Source organism: Kosakonia sp. H02, assembly GCA_030704225.1.
Classification (GTDB): domain Bacteria; phylum Pseudomonadota; class Gammaproteobacteria; order Enterobacterales; family Enterobacteriaceae; genus Kosakonia.
In genome coordinates this window covers 1,843,207-1,864,124 of the sequence record CP131915.1, presented here as the reverse complement: position 1 = coordinate 1,864,124, position 20,918 = coordinate 1,843,207, and the positions used below count along the sequence as shown (strand labels likewise).

The 20,918-nt window shown below is 48.1% G+C and carries 23 protein-coding genes; 7 read left to right on the top strand and 16 right to left on the bottom strand.

Annotated features, from left to right (window positions below; genetic code table 11):
• Positions 1 to 20 precede the first annotated feature (20 nt).
• The gene (locus tag Q5705_08820; GenBank protein WLI78626.1) at positions 21 to 1,004 is read right to left on the bottom strand and encodes an autoinducer 2 ABC transporter substrate-binding protein; all 984 of its coding nucleotides are present in this window, start codon (positions 1,002 to 1,004) and stop codon (positions 21 to 23) included.
• A gap of 415 nt (positions 1,005 to 1,419) precedes the next feature.
• On the opposite strand from Q5705_08820, the gene Q5705_08815 reads away from it, so the two are divergent.
• Positions 1,420 to 1,815: a lysozyme inhibitor LprI family protein gene (locus Q5705_08815; protein WLI78625.1), complete on the top strand. Its 396-nt coding sequence runs from the start codon at positions 1,420 to 1,422 to the stop codon at positions 1,813 to 1,815.
• On the opposite strand, the gene rutR is transcribed toward Q5705_08815, so the two are convergent.
• The gene (gene rutR / locus Q5705_08810) at positions 1,812 to 2,450 is read right to left on the bottom strand and encodes an HTH-type transcriptional regulator RutR (protein ID WLI78624.1); all 639 of its coding nucleotides are present in this window, start codon (positions 2,448 to 2,450) and stop codon (positions 1,812 to 1,814) included. The genes Q5705_08815 and rutR overlap by 4 nt on opposite strands.
• A gap of 168 nt (positions 2,451 to 2,618) precedes the next feature.
• Entirely contained in the window at positions 2,619 to 2,792 is a 174-nt protein-coding gene (locus Q5705_08805) for a general stress protein (GenBank protein ID WLI78623.1), read from the bottom strand.
• A 393-nt stretch (positions 2,793 to 3,185) separates the two neighbouring features.
• Between Q5705_08805 and wrbA the strand changes: the two genes are divergently transcribed.
• Both wrbA and Q5705_08795 read left to right on the top strand, forming a co-directional pair.
• Positions 3,186 to 3,782, top strand: coding sequence for an NAD(P)H:quinone oxidoreductase (gene wrbA / locus Q5705_08800; GenBank protein WLI78622.1), 597 nt, complete (start codon positions 3,186 to 3,188; stop codon positions 3,780 to 3,782).
• Positions 3,783 to 3,802: 20 nt separating this feature from the next.
• Positions 3,803 to 4,030: a YccJ family protein gene (locus Q5705_08795; GenBank protein WLI78621.1), complete on the top strand. Its 228-nt coding sequence runs from the start codon at positions 3,803 to 3,805 to the stop codon at positions 4,028 to 4,030.
• 41 nt (positions 4,031 to 4,071) lie between these two features.
• Here Q5705_08795 and agp read toward each other — a convergent pair whose 3' ends face one another.
• Positions 4,072 to 5,310, bottom strand: coding sequence for a bifunctional glucose-1-phosphatase/inositol phosphatase (gene agp / locus Q5705_08790; GenBank protein WLI78620.1), 1,239 nt, complete (start codon positions 5,308 to 5,310; stop codon positions 4,072 to 4,074).
• 149 nt (positions 5,311 to 5,459) lie between these two features.
• On the opposite strand from agp, the gene Q5705_08785 reads away from it, so the two are divergent.
• On the top strand, positions 5,460 to 5,909 hold the full coding sequence (locus tag Q5705_08785) for a helix-turn-helix domain-containing protein (GenBank protein ID WLI78619.1): 450 nt from the start codon (positions 5,460 to 5,462) through the stop codon (positions 5,907 to 5,909).
• Between the two features lie 121 nt (positions 5,910 to 6,030).
• A complete protein-coding gene (locus Q5705_08780) occupies positions 6,031 to 6,822 on the top strand; it encodes an SDR family oxidoreductase (GenBank protein ID WLI78618.1) in 792 nt (263 codons plus the stop codon).
• A 43-nt stretch (positions 6,823 to 6,865) separates the two neighbouring features.
• On the opposite strand, the gene Q5705_08775 is transcribed toward Q5705_08780, so the two are convergent.
• Entirely contained in the window at positions 6,866 to 7,705 is an 840-nt protein-coding gene (locus tag Q5705_08775; protein ID WLI78617.1) for an SDR family oxidoreductase, read from the bottom strand.
• A gap of 10 nt (positions 7,706 to 7,715) precedes the next feature.
• Positions 7,716 to 8,432 (bottom strand): SDR family oxidoreductase, encoded by a 717-nt coding sequence (locus Q5705_08770; GenBank protein WLI78616.1) that lies wholly within the window; start codon positions 8,430 to 8,432, stop codon positions 7,716 to 7,718.
• Between the two features lie 162 nt (positions 8,433 to 8,594).
• Between Q5705_08770 and Q5705_08765 the strand changes: the two genes are divergently transcribed.
• Positions 8,595 to 9,488 carry an AraC family transcriptional regulator gene (locus Q5705_08765; GenBank protein ID WLI78615.1) on the top strand — a complete coding sequence of 298 codons (894 nt, stop codon included), beginning with the start codon at positions 8,595 to 8,597 and terminating at the stop codon, positions 9,486 to 9,488.
• A gap of 1 nt (position 9,489) precedes the next feature.
• Here Q5705_08765 and Q5705_08760 read toward each other — a convergent pair whose 3' ends face one another.
• Entirely contained in the window at positions 9,490 to 10,872 is a 1,383-nt protein-coding gene (locus tag Q5705_08760; GenBank protein ID WLI78995.1) for a diguanylate cyclase, read from the bottom strand.
• Positions 10,873 to 11,254: 382 nt separating this feature from the next.
• On the opposite strand from Q5705_08760, the gene Q5705_08755 reads away from it, so the two are divergent.
• Complete coding sequence (locus Q5705_08755) at positions 11,255 to 11,827, top strand: LuxR C-terminal-related transcriptional regulator (GenBank protein WLI78614.1); 573 nt, start codon at positions 11,255 to 11,257, stop codon at positions 11,825 to 11,827.
• 79 nt (positions 11,828 to 11,906) lie between these two features.
• Here Q5705_08755 and Q5705_08750 read toward each other — a convergent pair whose 3' ends face one another.
• From Q5705_08750 to Q5705_08710, 9 genes are read right to left on the bottom strand one after another with little or no spacing between them, the layout of a single operon-like run.
• Entirely contained in the window at positions 11,907 to 12,908 is a 1,002-nt protein-coding gene (locus Q5705_08750; GenBank protein ID WLI78613.1) for a hypothetical protein, read from the bottom strand.
• 13 nt (positions 12,909 to 12,921) lie between these two features.
• A complete protein-coding gene (locus Q5705_08745; protein WLI78612.1) occupies positions 12,922 to 13,851 on the bottom strand; it encodes an ACP S-malonyltransferase in 930 nt (309 codons plus the stop codon).
• Positions 13,852 to 13,862: 11 nt separating this feature from the next.
• Entirely contained in the window at positions 13,863 to 15,251 is a 1,389-nt protein-coding gene (locus tag Q5705_08740) for a hypothetical protein (protein ID WLI78611.1), read from the bottom strand.
• Positions 15,248 to 16,027 carry an outer membrane lipoprotein-sorting protein gene (locus Q5705_08735; GenBank protein WLI78610.1) on the bottom strand — a complete coding sequence of 260 codons (780 nt, stop codon included), beginning with the start codon at positions 16,025 to 16,027 and terminating at the stop codon, positions 15,248 to 15,250. The genes Q5705_08740 and Q5705_08735 overlap by 4 nt, the downstream gene beginning before the upstream one ends.
• Before the next feature lie 14 nt (positions 16,028 to 16,041).
• Entirely contained in the window at positions 16,042 to 17,352 is a 1,311-nt protein-coding gene (locus Q5705_08730) for an ABC transporter permease (protein ID WLI78609.1), read from the bottom strand.
• Positions 17,353 to 18,009 (bottom strand): hypothetical protein, encoded by a 657-nt coding sequence (locus tag Q5705_08725; GenBank protein ID WLI78608.1) that lies wholly within the window; start codon positions 18,007 to 18,009, stop codon positions 17,353 to 17,355. It abuts the gene before it with no gap.
• Positions 17,993 to 18,700 (bottom strand): ABC transporter ATP-binding protein, encoded by a 708-nt coding sequence (locus tag Q5705_08720; GenBank protein ID WLI78607.1) that lies wholly within the window; start codon positions 18,698 to 18,700, stop codon positions 17,993 to 17,995. Before Q5705_08720 ends, Q5705_08725 begins: the two co-directional genes overlap by 17 nt.
• Entirely contained in the window at positions 18,697 to 19,695 is a 999-nt protein-coding gene (locus Q5705_08715) for an ATP-binding protein (protein WLI78606.1), read from the bottom strand. Before Q5705_08715 ends, Q5705_08720 begins: the two co-directional genes overlap by 4 nt.
• On the bottom strand, positions 19,692 to 20,918 hold the full coding sequence (locus Q5705_08710) for a beta-ketoacyl synthase N-terminal-like domain-containing protein (GenBank protein ID WLI78605.1): 1,227 nt from the start codon (positions 20,916 to 20,918) through the stop codon (positions 19,692 to 19,694). The genes Q5705_08715 and Q5705_08710 overlap by 4 nt, the downstream gene beginning before the upstream one ends.

The window sequence follows — 20,918 nt, the reverse complement described above, 5'->3', positions numbered from 1 at the left end:
CCTGGTGTGGCCTGAAAGGCTCAGAAACCGAGTGATTGTGCGTTTTCTTTTGTCACTTCGAGGATCTTATTAAAGCGGATCACTTTCTTATCCATATCCACATCGGCTTTGCCCAATCCTTCAATCGAGAGATCGGACGTCACTTCTTTTCCTTGCAGCAACTGATCGGCAACGGTGACCAGCGCGTAACCAGCATCACGCGGATCCCACAGCAGCGCTTTTTTGATGTCACCGCGCATCAGATACGGTGCAGCCTGACCCGGCATCGCGATGCCAACAACCGCCAGTTTGTCTTTCGCGCGTTTCTTCTGTACCGCCTGTCCGGCACCGATCGGCCCAAGCGATCCGAAGCCAATTACCCCTTTCATCTGCGGGTAGGTTTTCATCAGGTCAAGCGTCGTGGCGTAGGATTTATCAATGCTTTCCGCCACCGGTAAACGCGAGGTGACTTCAAACATATCCGGGTATTTTTCTTTCTGATATTTGATGGCGTAATCGGCCCAGGCGTTATGCAGCGGCACGGTCAGTGAGCCAACGTAGATGGCATAGCCACCTTTGCCGCCCATATCTTTTGCCAGCTCATCGACGTTTGCCTGCGCGTATTTTTCGCTGTCGATGGTTTCAATATCCCACTGACCAATTTGCTGATCCGGGGATTCATGCGTCAGCACTACGATGCCTTTGTCGCGGGCTTTTTTTAGCACCGGCTCCAGCACTTTCGCATCATTCGGTACGACGATGATGGCGTTAACGTTTTTGGCGATCAGATCTTCAATCACTTTTACCTGCTGCGCCGGATCCGGGGTGGAAGGTCCGGTCTGGTAAGCATTGACATCCAGTTTTTTCGCGGCTTCATTGACGCCGGTTTCCATACGGTTGAACCACGGAATGCCGGTTACTTTGGCCACGACGGCAATTTCATACTTCTGTGCAGCAAAAGCCTGGCCGGACACCATGCTGGCAGAAATCAGCGCGGCGCTGAGTAAGGCGAGTTTGAATTTCATAGTTGTACCTTTCTTGAGGACAGAGGAAAGTCGCGAAATGGAGGTTAACAACGAAGGGAAGAGGCAAAACACTGCGGATCGTAAAAATGTGATAAATGCCCAAAATTGATAAATTACAGTTAAATATTAGTTAATATTTAGTTAATTTAAACCATAAGAGAAATCTATAAGCCTTCAGATGTGTTAAATAAAATGAATTTAACAACAATTTATTAACTTTTATTTATCATTTACATGATGGTAGCCTGTTTTTTTCGCCCTTACTGCCACCTGGCGGCAGGAAAAAGTTTTGAAATTTGTGAACTGAAACGAGCAAGGCAAAACCGTCCGCTCGCGATTCACCCGCTGAAGTGACATTCGCGCAGGGCTGTGTTAATAAATCCGCTAAATCACACTTGTTAAACAAGGGACGCGCATGAAACGAAGCCTGCTGGCGCTCACCGCGCTAATGTTAAGCCACCCGGTGTTCGCCGATGAGTGCGATAACGCCTCCAGCCAATCGCAACTGAACAGTTGCACCGCGGCGCTTTATCAGGCTGCGGATAAAAAACTCAACCAGACCTATCAGGACGCGATTAAACGCGCGACGCCCCAGCAGGCAGCGTTGCTGAAAAAGGCACAGCAAACCTGGATTACGCTGCGCGACAGCGATTGTGCGTTCGTCAGTTCAGGTTCTGAAGGCGGCAGCGTGCAGCCGATGGTGGAAAACCAGTGCCTGGCAGATAAAACCAACGAGCGCGAAGCGTGGCTGGCCTCGCTGTTGCAGTGTGAGGAAGGCGATGTGAGTTGCCCGCTGCCGCCCGGCAACTAACGCACGCGGATCCCTTCGATAATCATGCGCTGCACGTTATCGACCGTTTGCTGGAAAAAGGCGTCATCCTGGAGTGTTGCGCCGGTGACGGCTTCGACCTGAATAGCGAAATCGGCGTAATGCTGCGTGGAGGCCCAAATCATAAAGATCAGATGATGGGGATCGACGGCGGCCAGTTTACCGTTGACTATCCAGCCAGCGATGATCGCCGCTTTTTCTTCCACCAGCGCTTTTAAAGAGCCGGTTAATTCTGCTTTCAGCAGCGGCGCGCCCTGTAACATCTCCTGGCAAAACAGCTTCGAGGCCTGGGGATTGTCCCGCGAGACTTCCAGTTTCAGGCGGATGTACTCTTTGATGGCCACCAGCGGCGTGAAATCCTCACGAAACGCTTTTAGCGGTGCCAGCCAGATATCAAGGATCTGGCGCAACACGGCAATATAAAGCGCCTCTTTGGACGGGAAATAATAAAGCAGATTCGTTTTCGAGACGCCCGCCTGCTCCGCAACCTGATCCAGCCGTGCCCCATGAAAACCAAGGCGAGAAAAAACCTCCAGCGCCGCGTTTAAAATCGCCTGACGCTTTTCACTTACCGCCCGTGTGCGTTTGCCCACGCCCTTCGCCGTACCCTGTGCCATTTGTGCTCCCCTTTTTGGTTCGAAGCAGCATAGCAAATGACACAAGTCGACTCGACTTTCAGAAGAACGGTTACATAAATTAATGCGTCGCGCATGCATAAAAAAACCGCCGGGTCTCCCCGGCGGCGGGCTTATGCAGCAACCGTAAAGGCTTGTCTGCGGGTCGCGTTAGCTACTGCGGCTACCGTGACTGTTTTTGCCCCCTTTTTTACCTGCTTCTGAGGCGCGCTGAGGATCATTTTTGAAATTACCCCCGCTTTGCTGACCACCTTTACGGCCTGCTGCTGATGCTCTTTCACGGTCTTCAGCGAAGTTACCTGAACCACCACGATGGTTTGCCATGTCTCACCTCCAGATAAGTGAAATATCAGACATCTTTCTGCATTCAGTAAAAGAGGATTCTTTCACCTCACGACGTAAAGGCCGAACCTTTATCTGCGCCGCGTGAACTTAAGCTTAGTAAACGGCGGCTCATCAGCCAGCCGCTATTAATATTTTGCAACAGCTTAAGCGGCTTACCTGACCGTTTCCTTAAGCGAAACCGATAAGCCCCTCTTATGTCTTTAAAAATGTACCCGCGCAAAAATGTGTCAATTTGCAACAAGATCGCGCTTCACCGTTAATTGTTAATTATCAAAGAAGTGGCGCGTTTATTTGCACTCTGGCTATCACGTCATACGCTTAAGGAAGAACGCAGCGAATCGCTGCGCGCTTAACAAACAGGAGGGATACAAAATGGCTAAAGTGTTGGTGCTTTATTATTCCATGTATGGACACATCGAAACGATGGCGCATGCCATTGCAGAGGGGGCGCAAAAAGTGGATCGCGCAGAGGTCGTTATCAAGCGCGTACCGGAAACGATGCCAGCCGAACTCTTTCTAAAATCAGGGGGTAAGACGCAGAATGCGCCGGTCGCCACACCGCAGGAACTGCCCGAGTATGATGCCATTATTTTTGGTACACCGACCCGGTTTGGCAACATGAGCGGACAAATGCGCACTTTCCTTGATCAGACCGGCGGACTATGGGCCTCGGGTGCGCTGTACGGAAAACTGGCGAGCGTGTTTAGTTCCACCGGGACCGGAGGCGGCCAGGAGCATACAATCTCCTCAACCTGGACTACGCTTGCTCATCATGGGATGGTCATTGTTCCCATTGGCTATGCCGCGCAGGAACTGTTCGATGTTTCAGTGGTTCGCGGCGGTACGCCTTACGGCGCGACGACCATTGCCGGTGGCGATGGTTCGCGCCAGCCAAGTGCCGAAGAGCTGGCGATCGCCCGTTATCAGGGCGAATACGTCGCCGGCCTGGCAGTCAAACTGAACGGTTAACTTTCTACAGGAGGACGCTTATGCCAACTCAGGAAGCGAAAGCTCATCGCGTGGGCGAATGGGCCAGTTTACGTAATACTTCACCGGAAATCGCTGAAGCTATTTTCGAACTTGCCGACTACGACGAGGTCCTCGCAGAGAAAATTTGGGAAGAAGGTAGCGATGAAGTCCTGCTGCGCGCCTTTGAGAAAACCGATAAAGATTCACTCTTTTGGGGAGAACAAACCATAGAACGGCAAAACGTGTAGTTACGCTCCCCCACTCCCCCGCTTTCGCGGGGGAGACGCCGCTATTTCGCTGCTTCGCCCAACAGGGCACTGAATTTTTGCATCGGGCAAAAACCGTTGCTGTCGACAGGGCAGCCTTTCAATTCGAGGGTATAGCGCTGCACTGGCGTGTCGAAGCCCATTTTGTCGAGGTTTCTCATCTGCTCCGCAGTGAAGTAAAAATACTCAATCTTCATCAAGTCGCGATTACCCTGCGTGTCATGCCAACGCTGAAACACCACTTTGCCGCTAATGGGCGTGCGCTCAAACTGGCCCGGCAATTGCCAGGGTTTCGCATCCAGCGCCGCGAGCAGCGAAGCAATATTTGAATCGTGTCCCACCAACAAAGTAATTTTGGCCGCGCTGGTCGCTTTTTCTACAAGCTGACGATTGAAGTATTGCAGCAGCGGTTTCGCCACATTACGCGCCACGCCCGGCGTGGTGAAGAGAATATCCTGATAGCCGTTTTTGAGTTTTTCCAGCAGTTGCCACTGCTTGTCGCTTTTGATCCCACCCCACGCAACCTGCTCCCGCGGGAGCCCCTGGTAATATTGCAGCGTGAAAGCGTCCACCAGCGCATTCGCCGTTTTCAATGGCCCGCTCACGTTCGGCTCCAGCCGGTAGTTGGCGCTGAAGGTATCTTTCTCCTGTGACAAAGAGCATGAGGGCTTCTCTTTACAGGCTGGCGAGTGGCGGTAATCGACAATGCTTTCCAGCAGCTTATAGCTTTCATCAAAATCGTATTTTTGCCGCTGCGCCTCCATCGCATTTACTGCTTTCTGGCGAAACTCAGCCGAGTTATCAGTGATCACCGGGTTAAACAGCGGATCCATATTGCCCATTTCCCGCTGATGGTAGATGGGCACATCGCAGGCCACAAAGGTGTTAGCAATGAAATAGCGGGCGGTATTGTAGGTGCGTTGCAGGCTGTTAGCCCATGCGTAAAACTGCGTTGGCGTGGGGCACGCTTCGGTCGACAATACCTTTTCATTTTCCATCCACTTACGCATGTTATGCGCAAGGAAGACTTCCAGCGCGCCGCCCCGTTCGGTGAGCTCTCCGCCCGCTACGTCCCACTTCGGCCACGGTTTGTCTGTGGATTGCACCAGCGCGCTACCGGTATTGGCTAACGGCGCACGAATACCGTGACGGCTGAGGATCACAATCTGTTGCAGGGTGTAGCCCTCGGGGGCTGTTTGCGCCAGCGCGGCTGGCGTCACCAGGCTGGCCGCGAGCGCGCCCAGCCAGAATAAACGTTTCATCCTGTGTCCTTTGTCTCTGCCTGAAAGGTGGATTGTGACACATTTATTGCGCTCCGCCAGATGCGCTGCCCGGGAGTGTGCGGCTGCGCAAAAAGCGCTGTTATCTGCGTAAAGTGGTTTTATAATTAAACCGCTAACCGGAGATCCCTATGAAACGAACCCGCATTGAAGACTCTTTCTGCCCTATTGCCCGCTCGCTGGATATTATTGGCGACTGGTGGTCACTTTTGATTGTGCGCGATGCGCTGGCGGGCATTACGCGTTTTGGTGAATTTCAGAAACACCTCGGTATCGCCAAAAATATGCTGACGTCACGGCTTAAATTGCTGGTTGATGAAGGGATTTTGCGAACACAACCCGCCGCTGACGGTAGCGCATGGCAGGAATATGTGTTGACGGAAAAAGGCCGTGCACTGCAAATCGTGCTGTTCGCGCTGGCGCAATGGGGCAATGAATGGCTGTTCGCTGAAGGCGAGCCTACCAGCGTGCTGGTCGATAACCTGTCGCGCCGTCCGCTGCAAAAATTGGCGCTGGTGGCTGAGGATGGGCGCACATTACAACCGGATGAGGTGGCGCTACACGTCGCCGGATCCCGATAACTCACGTACGCATTTAACTCACTCGCGAAAGCGCACATTTTGCAGCATCGCTAGGTTGCATAATGAAACCAAATAAACGATGCTGCTTTGGTTTCATCATAAAACCATTTATTCGTGAGGTATGACAATGACAATCACTGCTCTGATTACCGGTGCCTCGTCAGGTATCGGCGCGGCTTATGCCGACCGTCTGGCCGCCCGCGGTTACAATCTCGTGCTGATCGCGCGCCGCGCCGATCGGTTAAGCGCCCTCGCGGGCAAACTTCAGCATCGTTACGGCGTGCAGGTCAACACGCTGATTGCCGATCTCAGCCAGACCAGCGGTATTGCGCTGGTGGAGAACATACTGCACGAAGATGCTTCTATAGAGCTGCTGGTGAACAATGCCGGGGCGGGAGATATTAAGTCATTCCTGAAGAGCACGGCGGATCAACATGAAGCCATTAATACGCTGAATATCACTTCCTTGATGCGCCTGACGCTGGCCGTTTTGCCGCGTTTTGTGGCGCAAAACCGGGGCACAATTATTAATATCGCCTCGATTGTCGCGTTTTATACCCATGCTGGTAATGCTGTTTACAGCGCAACGAAAGCGTGGGTGGTGAATTTTACCCGCAGCTTGCAGGAGGAGTTCGCCAACAGTCAGATCCGGATTCAGGCAGTGCTGCCCGCGATGACGGCGACGGAGTTTTGGCAGCGCTCCGGTATTGGGCTTGATACATTGCCGGATGGCGCAGTAATGACCAGCGAAGATTTGGTGGATGCCGCGCTGGTCGGGCTGGATCACGGAGAACTCATCACGTTGCCGCCAGTTGAGGATTTACAACTGTGGAAGAACCTTGAAGAGGCACGAATGGCGCTGTTTAACGCTGCGCGCAATGCCAAACCGGCTTCACGATACACCGGCGTTTAGAGCGTAAAAAGGAGCCGCTATCGGCTCCTTTGTGACCCAAAGTTCAGAAATCTGTGGCTTCGGCTGCCCCTTTCCACTGCGCAAGATCGTCGCTTACGGCAGCGATTTTTTCATGCGCCAGTTGGTTGGCGATTTTCCCGGCGAAGAGATGAAGCGGCGGGTTTTCCACATTGACGGCCTGGATAATCAGCAAGGCCAGCTTTTGTGGATCCCCGGCCTGCTTGCCATCGAGCTCATTCAGGTGCAAATCGAGGGACGCTCGCGCCGCGCCGTAATCCTCAGGTGTCGTTTGCGCTGCCTGTAAACTCTGTTTTGACAGAAAATCCGTGCGCACCGGGCCAGGATAGACCACCGTGGCGCGGATACCCAGTTCCGCAACTTCCGCCGCCAGGGCTTCCGTCAGCCCCGCCAGTGCGAACTTACTGGCGGTGTAACTCCCCCACCCGGCATAACCGCCCTGAAAACCGACAATCGAGGCGATATTCACAATATGCCCGCTACGCTGCTGGCGCAGGTACGGCAATGCGTGACGCAGAACATGCAAGGGCGCAAAAACATTCACATCAAAGTTGCTGCGCAGTTCTGCATCGGACAGCGACTCAAAGGTGCCGAACTGACCATAACCGGCGTTATTAACCACCACATCGATGCGGCCAAACGTCGCCATAGTTTGGTCGATAGCCTGTTTGACGCTCGCTTGCGAAACCAGGTCGACTTCCAGAGCCAGAAACTGTTCGCGATTGTCACCCAGCGCGTGCCGTAAGCTTTGCAGCGTACGTGATGTCGCGGCGACCACATCCCCTTGCGCGAGCACCTCGCGGGCAAGCGATAAACCGAGCCCGCGGGCAGCTCCGGTGATAAACCAGACTTTGCGTGTTTTCATGGTGGCCTCCTTAATACGGGCTTTGGGTGTGGCGAACAATAATTTCGCTGACATCAACGCCATCAGGCTGAGCGATAGCCCAGGCAATGGCATCTGCGATCGCCTCTGCGGGCAGCGCAATACGGCGGAACGCCTGCATCGCCTCTTTCGCACCGGTGTCAGTAATATGATCGGCCAGTTCCGACCCGACGACGCCCGGGCTAATAACGGTCACGCGTATCCTGTCGGTTTCCTGACGAAGTCCATCGGAAATGGCGCGAACGGCAAATTTGCTGGCACAGTAAACGGCAGAGAGTGGGAAAACGGTGTGCGCGCCGATAGAGGCGACATTGATAATTTGTCCTGCCCCTTGTTGTTGCATGGCCGGTAACACCGCGGCGATGCCGTTCAGCACGCCGTAGACATTGACATCGATAGTTTGCCGCCATTCATCCGTTTTCAGCGCCGACAGCGGTGAGAGCGGCATAATGCCCGCGTTGTTAATTAGCACATCAACGCGGCCATAATGCGACAGGGCGAACTGCGCCATCTGCTGCAAATCCTGCGCCTGCGTAACATCAATGGGTAAACAGTCAATATTGCCCAACTCGTCACGCAGCGCATGAAGGCGTTCAATACGCCGGGCACCGATAATCAATTGATGGCCATCCTGGACCAGCCGACGTGCCGTTGCTTCGCCGATACCACTGCTCGCGCCGGTGAGCAAAATAATTTTGCGGTTATTCATGGGGTGATCTCCTGTGTTATGTACGCAAACAGGTTAACCAGCAGCCGGGAGGCAAAACAGACGCATTCTTATTCCATGATTGCCTGTTTCTCTCTATGTTGTTCACTTGTTATGCCTCAGGAGGCAGAATGCTTGCTTAAATATCACCATATAGAGGAAGCAATGACGGACGAGATGGTATCGCTACTGCGTGAACTGGCCCCCAATGAGGGCTATACCCGATCACAACTGAATACGGTGCGGTTTATGCGCTCAGATCGGCCGCTGGGCCGTACGCCGGTGGTATATGAGCCGTGCATTGTGATTGTTTGCCAGGGTCATAAACGAGGATATCTGGCAAACCGTGTTTACCATTACGACAAACAGCATTACCTGGTGTTATCGGTCCCCCTTCCCTTTTCGACCGAAACGCAGGCCAGTGCCGAAGCGCCACTGCTGGCCGTAAGCGTTGGGCTTGATATGGCGGTGTTAACGGAACTGGTGCTCGAATTAGATCTTCCACCGGGACGCGCGGCGGCGGCACCGGAGGGGATTATGTCGACACCGCTGGAGCCCACGCTGGCGCAAACAACGCTGCGGCTATTACGCGCCCTTGCGTCGCCGCAGGAAGCCAAAATCCTCGGCCCGCAAATGGTGCGGGAGTTGTATTACCGGGTGCTGGTGGGTGAGCGTGGTGATGCTCTGCGAGCCGCGTTGCTCAATCAGGGGCAATTCGCTGCTATATCCCGGGTTTTGCAGCGGATCCACGCACACTTTTCGCAGCCATTGCATGTTTCGGTGCTGGCGAACGATGTCGGTCTGAGCGTGCCGGCATTTCATAAGCACTTTAAAGCTGTTACCGGCACATCGCCGTTGCAATACATTAAATCAGTACGACTCAATCAGGCGAGATTACTGATGATCCGCGATAACGTGACCGCAGCCGGCGCAGCGTTCCGGGTCGGGTATGAAAGCCCGTCACAATTCAATCGCGAATTCAGGCGATTATTTGGCCGTAGCCCGCGGGAAGAAACCAAAGAGATGAGAAGCGCTTTTTCGCTATTTCCGCCCATTTAACTCAGTACGTGGCTTTCCATAATTGCACACAATTGCGCCCACGCTTTTTCGCGATGTAGAGAGCCTCGTCCGCTAACTGGATAAAGCGTTCGTAATCAGGGTGGCCGTTAAACATTGCCGCGCCAATAGAAAGCGAGAGAGGGATATCTTCATCTGTAGCGGATTTGATTTGGGTTTTTTCCACGCGTGAGCGAATACGTTCGGCAATACGCAGCGTGTCAAACTCGGAGGCCTCGGTTAAAAGGATGACAAACTCATCCCCACCATAACGGAAAACATAATCGCTGCTGCGCACGTTGTCATAAAAAGCGCTTGAGACTTTACGCAAAATCTCATCCCCCATATGGTGCCCCCACGTATCATTAATTTGTTTGAACTTGTCGACATCGATGATCAATACCGACAGCGGCGTTGACGCCCGGTGCGCATGGGCAATTTCACGTTTAAAAATGGTCGGCATAAAGCGTCTGTTAAGGAGTTTTGTTAATACATCCATACCGACTTCATGGCGGGAGACTTCTTCAAACAACTCACGCAATAAGGTAATGATCTGCGAAACATTATTTCGGACAGAGATTAAAAAGTTAACACGCAACGCCCGGTTACTTAATGATCGTGGAGTCGTGCGCGTGTTGCGGAATATCTCGTCAAGCTCCTGTACGAGCCGCGATATATGCCCCACCTCAGCAATACCGCTAAAGTAATGGCGACCTTTATGATTGAACCACAATCCAAAATCAGATTGACTCATTGACAGGGAATTACCTATATCGGCATCCATAATTATTTTATAGATAAGGTTAATTTCCCAACTCAATAACGCTGCAATTTGCCGTTCTTTTTCTTCTTCAGCGTTTTCCAGTAAAGAAAAAATTCGGTAATTTTCATCTTCTTTCGCTGAACTGTGTTCACTAAATGAAAAAGCACGCGACATTACCTCCATCGCCAGATCGATGCTGTTAATCGCGTGATGATAAATTTTTAGCTTTTCATCAGGCTCATAAGGGGTGGCGATAATCACCGGATAGAGTATTTTTTTCAGTACGCGAAACCCCATTTCTACCAACTCGACGGAAATACCAATTCGTGCATGCACTTCAGCAATGGTGTGCTGTAACTGGATAAGTCGGTCAACGTCATCAGGTGTGCAGGATAAAACCTCCATGACCCAACGCTCAAGAGCGGATTTAAGGTGTCTTTCAACCTGCGCATTTGAGAGAAATTCCCGGGCATGGGGATCTGTAAGAACGATACGATAAAACTCTTCACTCAACGCATGTGCGTGAGTATGAGCCACGTCTGCGGTGAGAAGACGAATGTGCATATCCGCCTTTTCAAGCAGGCTAAGCCATTCACCTTTCATCGATTTAAGATAAGTTTCCATCATTCAAACCCTTATGGTAGCCAGCGCATTTTTCGCTAAGGTTTATTCAAACCGGGTAAGCCATCGGTGCGAATCAACACAGCAAAAAAGGGTGTATAAGCCTCCCTTAAAATAGAAAGCGCTAAATAGCGTTATCAACCATAAGACTTAAAAAAGATAACAAAATTAATACGTTAAAATTTAACCTATACCAACAGAACGGCATTTTCTGAAACGCACCGAGATAAAGTATAGTTCGCCAGGTCGCAATCACAACATATCTGGGCTCTATACAGTCGGGATTAAGATCTTATTTAAGACCATTTAATTATTGATTCCATATAGTTCAATTTACAATCCAGGACTCACCTCTATAGCATTACTCGATATGGTAACCAATCATATGAAGATTTATACAATAAGTGATGATGTATATTTCCAGAATGGAATTATTTCATTGGCTAATGCGAAAGGCTGGAACATCGAAGCGCATGAATTAACCCCATTATTCCTCGAAGAATTGACATTAGACGATATAGTCATTCTCCACCTTGACAAGAAAAATATGGCATATGCAAAAGCAATATCCCATCTTAACAAGGTAAGTAAATTACTCGTTATTTTGGGCGCCACAAGAAACATTATTATTGATAAAGCCGACATAGTAATTAAAGCGCAAGACTCCCTCAGCCAAATAAGTCAGGCAATTAAAAAACTGCAAAAAATGGAAAAGGAGGCCACGCACAAAGAAAACGCATTGAGTGATATTGAAAGGATTATTCTGAATGAATCACTCAAAGGGAAAAGCATTCATTTAATAGCAAAATTATTAAGTATTTCGCCAAAACGTGTTTACGCCTACCGGAATAAAGCATGCAAAAAGATGGGCGGTAAGAAAATAAACGATTTGCTATTAATAAAAGATAATTTACTGGAAGATACGGTTTCATTTATTTCACCATCTCTGCACATTTAAACATCCGACCTCAGATTATAAAAATGCACATGTCCATGGATTCCGTCTGTAGTGAAAGCCACTACAGACGGATAAGGTTTTACCAGAGACTTGATTGTTTGTTGATCTCCCCCCAGCGCAGGTACATATCACACGCCATTAAAAAGTCACTGTGCCATAACGCATAGATGTGCAAATAACTGTATGCGAGGCAGGGCAACCAGCAGAGCAGGAAATAAACTTCGAAAGCAATTTGCCCCCCCACTAACGCCAGCAGCATGCTTACCAGCATGATCCACACCGCTTCAACAACCACTAACAGCGCCATCCGCAACCAGAACGGCATTTCGCGTTGCGCCAGTGTCGGTAAGGCCGCTGAAAAATAGAAATCTATCTCTTGTAAAAACAAGCGCCCGAGAAAAATGTACCGCCTCGATAAGCGCACAAAGACAAGATTGACGACCAGCACAATGGCGCACAACACCAGCATGGCCACCATCAACGGCGCGGAAAAGAAACCACCAGCCAAATTAAATTCAGGATGATGTTTCAGAGGAGCAATAGTCAGCAAACTCAAACAAACACTGAGGAAAAGGTAAAAGGCGAGATAACGATAGAGATGTTTGTATTTAACTTTTTCGACTGAAGTTGAAGCTAACTGTTTTATATAGCTGGTTCTCAGTAAGCGGAACACCGAATATAAAAAAAGCGGTGAAACGAGGCATAGAACGGCCAGTGCATCGCCAGGCGGAGAAAACAGAAAACAGGCTTTTGCCATGAGCCAAAAGACCAGACCGGCTAAGAGACTGGCAATAGCCGGGTGCGCAAGAATAGTCTCATAGCGCCACAATTTTTTTTCAGCAAACCAGGAAAAATCGATATTTTTGACCACGCATTTATAGGCCCAATAAGCTCTTAGCTCGTAAGTGAAATGGAACAGCACAATGGCGAGGATGCCGCTTATAAACGCTGCATCATGCGCGACAAATTCATAACCCACATTTTTCCAGAACAACCCAAGCAGGAGAAACACGATGAGAAAAAAAAAGGGAATAATCTTTCTGTCCTGAAAGCGCATAAAAGTTAAATAATCGGGTATCACAGTCGTTACCTCATTACCCTAAGAACATTTTGCAATGCATAGCCATATCGGGTGTAAAACCGGTGAAATCATTGAGTAATTGCCCCAAATAAGCTTTATTGCTGATCTCGATAAAGCTAACTAACGGCTGGTGGATCAAGAATTGATCCATCGAATCAGTCCATTTCACCGTGTGAGTCAAATGCAAAGCGAGATTGTCTTTAATTTGCTCAATATGGTGTTCCGCTTTGCCCGTAACATTCATCAACACACCATGATGAGGGGAATGAATATCGACACCCTCAAGATAATCTCTCATCAACGAGACACCTTCAGCCATCAGGCGAGTATGCCAGGCGCCACTTACGCCAAGCTTCACCGACTCGAAACCAGCGTCCAGCAATACCTGGGAGAACTCAGCAAGCTCTGCACTTGCACCACCCACAACCTGCTGGTTGCGGCTGTTATCGCAACTGATGTCAACAGCCACCCCGGAACATGCAATCAGGTTGCGCAAACTCTGATGATCGATGCCTTTTATCGCCAGCATATATCCTTTATTGATTTGGCTGATGTCATGCATCACATTCGCGCGAAAATGAATCAGTTGAAATAACGTCTCCAGCGAGACCGCGCCTGCGGCATACAGTGCGCTGTATTCGCCCACGCTGTGCCCGCATGAGCCTATTATTTGGCCTGGTTCGAACTTTTCACGACACAGCGTATAAAGTGTTACGTTAATTGCCGTCACCGCAACCTGTTGCACAGTGGTTCGAATCAGACGATTCATCGGCCCTTTCAAACAGAGGCGGCGAATATCCATGCCTGTAATATCACTGGCACAATCCCAGATATTTTTGGTTGCTTGATTCAAATCCCATAAATCAGCACCCATGCCGATGACGGGATTGCCCTGCCCGGCAAACAATAAAGCGATTGGTTTTTCTGCATTATTCATATTCATCTGCAATGTCCCTATAAAAAATACTTAATGCCGATATAGACGCCAGCCATTTTTCCAAAAAGCGAAAATTCAGCATCCTGTTTACCCAGCGCCCCCCATGCCCCTGTATAGAATTCAAGGTGTTCACTAATATCTTCAAGCGGAGTTGAATAATGCACTCCGAACAATGAACTGTAATCCATCACATTAAAGACCAGATAAGGCTGAAGCGTTATATTATTTTCACCATGAAAAGCAGCCCAGGTATTTATGTAGTGTTTACCTTGTAACCCCCCTCTATTTCCAACGTTACTTATCTCTGCACCTATTAAATATTTATAGGAATCAAAAGCCTGATTTAAAACATCATAGGGGCTGTTCGTATTAAGGTATCGTACAAAGTCAGCTTGCTGCTTCCACTGTATCCGTGAATAACCTTCACTTTGGAAATAATACTCCATACCAAAGACATTAAAATTATCTGTGGTATATTGACCGCCAATCGCCAGTTCAATACCGTTTTTATTCTGCGTGTCATAAAGCGAGGCAGGAAAAGTATAGTGCTGTACTTCAGCGGCTCTTTCCGGCGAAAAATGTCGCCATTGTTGGGCGCGATGCAATGCTAACCCGGCGTTAATCATAAACTGCGGTGTATAGTTAAAACTATCCGCGAAGGAGACCGAACCTGAATCACCCAATAACAGGTTGATGGATGGCGTATGGTCCGCCAAACGATAATCCGTATAGCTCAAATGGTAACGCTCATCAGCATTAGCACGCTGGTTTGCAGACCAGTTGCTGGATGATTCGTAGCGTTGACGAATCGATGCTAATTGCGGCACAACCGTTAATGACAACGTGTAATCACGACTCTCCTTTACCAGCCTCACCCCCCAGGATGACTCCATATACAACGGTCTCAACGTTGGGTCATATAGTCGATTCGTCTTGAAACCGGCGTAATAGTTATTAAGCAACGCAGAGGGGGACTTAAGAAAGAAGTTGCCCGCTTTAGGTTGTAGCTTTCCCCCTTCGAGCCGTAAATTGTCCGAGACGGTATAAGTCATGCGCAACTGATTAATTAATGCTCGCGATCGACGCTTATCTTTCTCAAACCGGCCAGGCGTCTGTGAAGCATATTCAGCAAGCCCATAGAGAGTAAAATCCAGGTCCAGTTTATTCTCAATGACCGTACAATGACTGCTTAATTTTATACCTGCGTCAGAATAAACATTATCGGTGGCATAGGCATTTTCACCGGAGATTTTCCATAATGAGGGGGCACGCTTGGCATAAGCACTCTGAAAAAATAACGCAGCATCGCTATGCGCATTAATTTCATCCCCGGAGAGACACGACGCCTGTAGACTCAATGAAATTAATGAAAGGGGAATACTCAGTGATATGAGGCGGTTATTCACTTAGCACCTCGTTGAATATATTCTCGGGTAAAAAAAGATTCGGGTAACGACTCTAGCCTGACATCGCTATATTCCATCACAGTAATTTTTTTACCGTGCCTTGCATCCTTGACAATAATCTTCATTGGTCTCTCTTTTCCTAATACTTGTCGATAATCCTGATATAATACGTCTTTGAGTAATTTCCCATCCTGGGCATAATAGCTGGCCTGGTAGGGGTGATAAGTATTTTTCTCTACTTGATAAATAATTTTTGGATATATGACATCATTTGATCTTCGATCGAGCGATAATTGAAAGCATTTTTTGCCATTGCAAGAAACATCATCGAGTAAAATTGCGTTATAGGAATATTCAAAGTTAGTTACAATGACATCGCTGTTAGAAATTTGACCGATTAATCGTTGCTCGCGTGATACGGGCATAGGACGGCGCAATTCAGGTGAGTAGAACCATAACTGGTACCAATCGGAGAGCATAATTTTCCCTTTGTCCCTGGGGGGATAAATAAAACGGACAAGGGATCGTGCATCTGCTGGTATGCCATTTTCAGGTTTTATAAAACGCATTGAGATGTCAAAAACCTGTTTATTTTCCGCTTGCGCTATATTTTCGTTGTACTCCTGCACCGTAACGGTATAACGAAACGGCTGATTAGGAGAACGAATTTCATCCGCGCGTCGAATGATGTCCTGTGCGGGGTTCGCCGCACTAACGGCGGGTATCAGGGTTGTGAATATGACCAATAATGAAAGATAAATGTAAGAGAAAGGCATTGCTTAACCCTTTTTTATGAAAATTTGAATGCATCAGATATGTTAAGTTTTGCCGCCCGCAGAGAAGGAAGAACTGAGGCAAATGCGGCGGTTAAAACCGGTAATACAAACGTTACCCAAATAATGTCGACATCAGATGTTTTAATGAATGCGGTGTAACCTTGCGATTGCCCCGGCGAAGGTGGAATCGCAATACCGTGCAAATTAATAATGGATGAAAGTGCAAAACCCAGTGCCAGACTTCCCATCGCACCAAGAACGCCAATAAAGATCCCTTCGAGCAAAAATAACCTGGTGACATGTAATGGTTGTAATCCAATCGCCCGTAAAGTCGTTATTTCACGAGTACGTTCGACAATATTCATGGCCAGTGAATTACCGATCATAAAGATAACGATGACGGCAACGAGAAGTTTAATAAAGAAATAGATCCCCGATAAGAGATCTTCTACCTGCTGGTAAAAGGGTGATGCCTCTTTCCATTCTTTGACCACAAGAGGTAACTGCCTATCGGCAATAAAGTGACGTAGCCGGGTCGCAAACGCAGAAGTATTGTCGGTTTTAAGCAAAATTAAAACTTTACTGACACCGTCTGTGCCCATTAAGCGTTGGGCTGTAGTCAACGGCATTTTCATTGCCGTATCGTCATAATCCTTGATGCCCGAGGCAAAAATACCCCGGAGCTTGAATGACATCGCCCCCTGCCCACCGTGGGCATTAACGACCATACTATCCAGCCAGTCACCGTAACGAGCGTTAAGCGTCTTTGCCAACCCGCTTCCCAGTGTGACTTCATCTGTTTTTACGCGTGATAAGTCGCTGCCGTTGATAAGTTTATCGAAAGAGCCCAGCTTAAGCGCGGGCAAGGGTTCAACACCCAACCCGGCAAAGTAACTGGACGTTTCGTTCTCATATTGCGAAAGCACGCCAGTGAATTCCAGTTGGCCTGAAATAGTGGAAATATCATCAGACAATGCTTGCTCGGAAAGGATCTCATGTTTCAGCCATGCATAATTTTCAATAAGGCTCTGGCTTTTGTTAGATGTTTCAAAGTATGCCGGGTTATAAATTTGCACATGGCCAATATTGGTGCGAATAGTCTGCTCTTTTAATATCCAGAATGAGTAATTAATAAAACCGCCATATAAAAAGATTGACACACCGCCCAATATAATGGCTGTAATAGTCGAAAAAGATCTTCTTCGGTGACGAAAGAGATTTAAAAAAGCAAACTTTGCATCTCTGAACTTGTATACCAGGCAATAAATAACGAACAGCAGTACGAAGAGCATGGCAAGATTTACGAATAACATATCACTGGTCATTTACTTACCCTTTAATAACGGCAATACAATCTGCGTGATTTCATGTATATCCCACTCTGGCGTTTGAGATAAATCCACTATGAAATGTTTCCCTGATTTCACCGATGCACTCTTTATTTCATTGAGCAATGCATTTGCTTGATCCTTAAAATTACAGCTTACCAATGCGCGATACCGCATATATCGAATATGATTCAAGCTATCTTTATCAAATACATTGATACTTTTTAACAAAAGATCGGTGTCATGCAACGTCACCACACAGCGCCCCATTTCGGTCGGTAAATAAGCGTCAATACGCGCACGTAAATAACGGACACGCAGATTATCTTCATTTGCGTCTACCGCTTCATCGAGATAAAAGAGACCCGTTTTTGCATATTCCGCAGCGTGAATAAAATCATTTATTTCTGAAAAATGCTTTGCCTGGCGTAACACGCCATAGGAATAAAAAACAAGAGAAGCAATATTTCTCTTATTAGTGTATTCGGAAAATAAAGCAGACGTGGTTTTAGTTAATGCGTCCGGCTGTAGTGGGAAGCCATGCTGTAATACATTGTTCACCTCTGGCGTGGCGGTTGCTCTGGCTGAGTAAACAGCGACTGACAGCGGCAATAAGAACCAGAATAACCAGCGCCATTTACCTGGCTGAGTCATAGGCTAATTCTCCATCCTTAATTTCAATCACCCGCTGCGCCCGATCCCTGAGCTGGCTTGAATGTGTGGAAATGATAAAAGTGGCTTTAGTTTGCTGGTTCGTCTGCAACAGGAGATCCAAAATGGCTTCCCCGGTCGCCAAATCCAGATTACCGGTCGGCTCATCAGCAACAATGACACGCGGTTCGTGAGCCAGAGCGCGAGCAATAGCCACGCGTTGCTGTTGACCACCAGACAATTGTCCGGGTTTACGATCCGCTAAATGCGCGAGCCCGACATTGTCGAGAAAGTGCAACGCGCGCGCTTTCGCTTCTTTCTTGCCGCAATGTCCATTGAGCACCAGGGGATAAAAAACATTATCCAGAACACTGAGCACCGGGATCAGATTAAAAAATTGAAAGATAAATCCCAGATGTTTGCAGCGAATGCGCGCCAGATCTTCTTCCGGCAAGTCATTAAGGACATTATCTAAAAAGATTACGGTTCCCGCTGAAGGCTTATCAATTCCGGAAAGGATATTGAGCAGCGTACTTTTACCGCTGCCGGAAGGTCCGCATAAGGCCAGAAACTCACCTTTCGCAATTTCCAGGTTGATGTTTTTCAGCGCCTCGACGCTATTTTCGCCATCACCAAAACGTTTAGAGATGTCGCTTAGCAATATCGCAGGGAGTGTTTTTATGCGATTTCTCATACGCATTGCTCCCCCGACTCATACCAGGTGTCGAAATAACTACAGCCGCCAAAACTGTCGCGAACAAGCGTGCGCATTTTCAAGGACGATACTGAAAGTTGCTTAATGTACTCCCAACTTAATGCGGGTGTCAGGAAACCGCTCGCGCCATAGATCTCGGTAAGATTGATAGTCTTAGCCGCATGCTCAGGCGTTAAAGTAAGCCTGTTATTTGTCAGGTCGGATTCTGAAAAAAAAGCAATATCTGGCGCATCCTGAAACAGTTCACAACAAGGCTCAGTTGCGTTTTGTGTTGTGAGATAGGGTCCACATCGAATTTTTAGCTCGCCTTCCCGACGACTAAAAATGAAACATCCAGTGCGCTCGACAGTGAGATTGACGCCCCCTTTATGCATGACTTTTTTATTTTGTACCTCGGCAGAAAAGTCTTCTTCAGAGAAAACGAGCAACGGGACGGCCCGGTACGCCGCGCAGATAACTACAAAGTCAAAAATATCCCAGTGCAGATAATCTTGTGCTAACTTCATTGCCCCGAGAAGAGACATTTTCTCTCCACGCATTTTACAACTGACATCTTTTACGGAGAATTTCTTCAATAAATGCTTCGGCAACGTATCAATGGTGGCGGTATGTAAGGCGCTAGTGATATTTTCAAAAACAGCCGATTCTCCCCATGCATCAACATAAATAAAAGCGGTTCGTGATTTTAACAAGCTCATCTTCGCCTTTGCCGGCATCTTGAGTAATGCGCTATCGGCCGCCTGTTCCAGCGCATCGATATAGCTCAGATAGTCAGGCTTGCGTATCATTTCGCGCGCGTAGATCTCTTTGTTGGTACCAAAGCGTTTAAAACCCCAACCGCGTTTTCCCGTTGCGTTTAAGGCCCGATTATATAAATGCGATTCCCAGGCGTTTAACCAACCCGGATAATAAATATAAAAATCATCATCCGGCTCAGCGATCGAAAATGAAGTTAAGTACATTCCAATGGTCATATTTTCACCTGCGCATCAGGTAACGCGGACATAACCATGCCAATAATCGATCCGTCAACACCCAAACCTATTTTCAATAGATGCTGCTTATTGTGTGTAATAACTCCTTGATCAAGCAAAACATGATTTGCCAGGTCATCAATAATTGCATCATTACTGACTGGCGTGAGCAGTTCACAATGACGAACAGAATAATCACCAATAATCAAATCAATAATTCCCGATCCGGTTGCGGTATAACCGAGTTGCCCTTTATACGCCAATACAGGCACCGATTGTTCTCCCATTAACATCGTGATGGCTTTTGCCTCGGCTTTGTCGGTATTTGACGAACCATTACCATGAGGAATGATGGCGCATAAATCTTGTAGAGTGATATCAGCCTGATTTAAGACGGTACGCATAACTTTCAGCATATTGGCACTGAGCCAGGCCATGTCATTGCTACGATTGGCGCTGATTTGCATATAGGCTGACGAGAGACGAATACCGCCGTGCATATTTCTGGCACGACGGTAGCCATTGCGCTCAAGCAGCATGACAGCCAGTCCCTCGGCGAATAACACTGCTTTTCCGTTTTTGCCAAACGGTTGCACCACTTCGCTATCCAACATCGATTGGCTCTCAAGAAACCAAATATCCTGCGTCTTTATTTTCGAACAATTAACAATACAAACTAAATCAATGCCACCCTGCTCTATTGCCTGGCAGCCTAGATGGGCGGCTGCCAGAGAAGAGTTGCTGGTGCAATGCATATTTGGCGGTATGTATTTCAGGCCGTAGCGTTTCGCGATTTGAAAAGCCAGATGATCCTGAGACATATTTCTGACATGCAGATGACGGAGGGATTTAGTAAGCGTTATATCCTCGATGTCGTTATTATCATAAAAAGATTTATAGTCCATGACGTCCACACGAGGGCCTAACCCGGTTAAATAAACCCGGACATTCTCTCCGCTCAGGCAATCATGCTTGAGCCGGGCTTGCGCGAGCGTTTCATCTATTAACCTGAAGATCAATTTAAAGTCACCATCATGCAGAGTCTCAAGCCTGGCAACATGCCTGTTACGACTGAAACCGCATTTAATTGCCTCTTCATTAGAACGAAACCAGGGTTCTTTATTAACGCAAACGCCCTGCTTCAGGTTTTCTATTAACTGATGTGGACTTTTCGCATACGGCATAAAAATACTGTAACCAGCGATAACGGGCGCATTTTCCAC

What these genes read in the sequence shown, in the direction of transcription:
- Q5705_08820 (WLI78626.1), bottom strand. Translation starts at nt 1,004, where the DNA reads ATGAAATTCAAACTCGCCTTACTCAGCGCCGCGCTGATTTCTGCCAGC.
- Q5705_08815 (WLI78625.1), top strand. Translation starts at nt 1,420, where the DNA reads ATGAAACGAAGCCTGCTGGCGCTCACCGCGCTAATGTTAAGCCACCCG.
- rutR (WLI78624.1), bottom strand. Translation starts at nt 2,450, where the DNA reads ATGGCACAGGGTACGGCGAAGGGCGTGGGCAAACGCACACGGGCGGTA.
- Q5705_08805 (WLI78623.1), bottom strand. Translation starts at nt 2,792, where the DNA reads ATGGCAAACCATCGTGGTGGTTCAGGTAACTTCGCTGAAGACCGTGAA.
- wrbA (WLI78622.1), top strand. Translation starts at nt 3,186, where the DNA reads ATGGCTAAAGTGTTGGTGCTTTATTATTCCATGTATGGACACATCGAA.
- Q5705_08795 (WLI78621.1), top strand. Translation starts at nt 3,803, where the DNA reads ATGCCAACTCAGGAAGCGAAAGCTCATCGCGTGGGCGAATGGGCCAGT.
- agp (WLI78620.1), bottom strand. Translation starts at nt 5,310, where the DNA reads ATGAAACGTTTATTCTGGCTGGGCGCGCTCGCGGCCAGCCTGGTGACG.
- Q5705_08785 (WLI78619.1), top strand. Translation starts at nt 5,460, where the DNA reads ATGAAACGAACCCGCATTGAAGACTCTTTCTGCCCTATTGCCCGCTCG.
- Q5705_08780 (WLI78618.1), top strand. Translation starts at nt 6,031, where the DNA reads ATGACAATGACAATCACTGCTCTGATTACCGGTGCCTCGTCAGGTATC.
- Q5705_08775 (WLI78617.1), bottom strand. Translation starts at nt 7,705, where the DNA reads ATGAAAACACGCAAAGTCTGGTTTATCACCGGAGCTGCCCGCGGGCTC.
- Q5705_08770 (WLI78616.1), bottom strand. Translation starts at nt 8,432, where the DNA reads ATGAATAACCGCAAAATTATTTTGCTCACCGGCGCGAGCAGTGGTATC.
- Q5705_08765 (WLI78615.1), top strand. Translation starts at nt 8,595, where the DNA reads ATGACGGACGAGATGGTATCGCTACTGCGTGAACTGGCCCCCAATGAG.
- Q5705_08760 (WLI78995.1), bottom strand. Translation starts at nt 10,872, where the DNA reads ATGGAAACTTATCTTAAATCGATGAAAGGTGAATGGCTTAGCCTGCTT.
- Q5705_08755 (WLI78614.1), top strand. Translation starts at nt 11,255, where the DNA reads ATGAAGATTTATACAATAAGTGATGATGTATATTTCCAGAATGGAATT.
- Q5705_08745 (WLI78612.1), bottom strand. Translation starts at nt 13,851, where the DNA reads ATGAATATGAATAATGCAGAAAAACCAATCGCTTTATTGTTTGCCGGG.
- Q5705_08735 (WLI78610.1), bottom strand. Translation starts at nt 16,027, where the DNA reads ATGCCTTTCTCTTACATTTATCTTTCATTATTGGTCATATTCACAACC.
- Q5705_08730 (WLI78609.1), bottom strand. Translation starts at nt 17,352, where the DNA reads ATGACCAGTGATATGTTATTCGTAAATCTTGCCATGCTCTTCGTACTG.
- Q5705_08725 (WLI78608.1), bottom strand. Translation starts at nt 18,009, where the DNA reads ATGACTCAGCCAGGTAAATGGCGCTGGTTATTCTGGTTCTTATTGCCG.
- Q5705_08720 (WLI78607.1), bottom strand. Translation starts at nt 18,700, where the DNA reads ATGAGAAATCGCATAAAAACACTCCCTGCGATATTGCTAAGCGACATC.
- Q5705_08715 (WLI78606.1), bottom strand. Translation starts at nt 19,695, where the DNA reads ATGACCATTGGAATGTACTTAACTTCATTTTCGATCGCTGAGCCGGAT.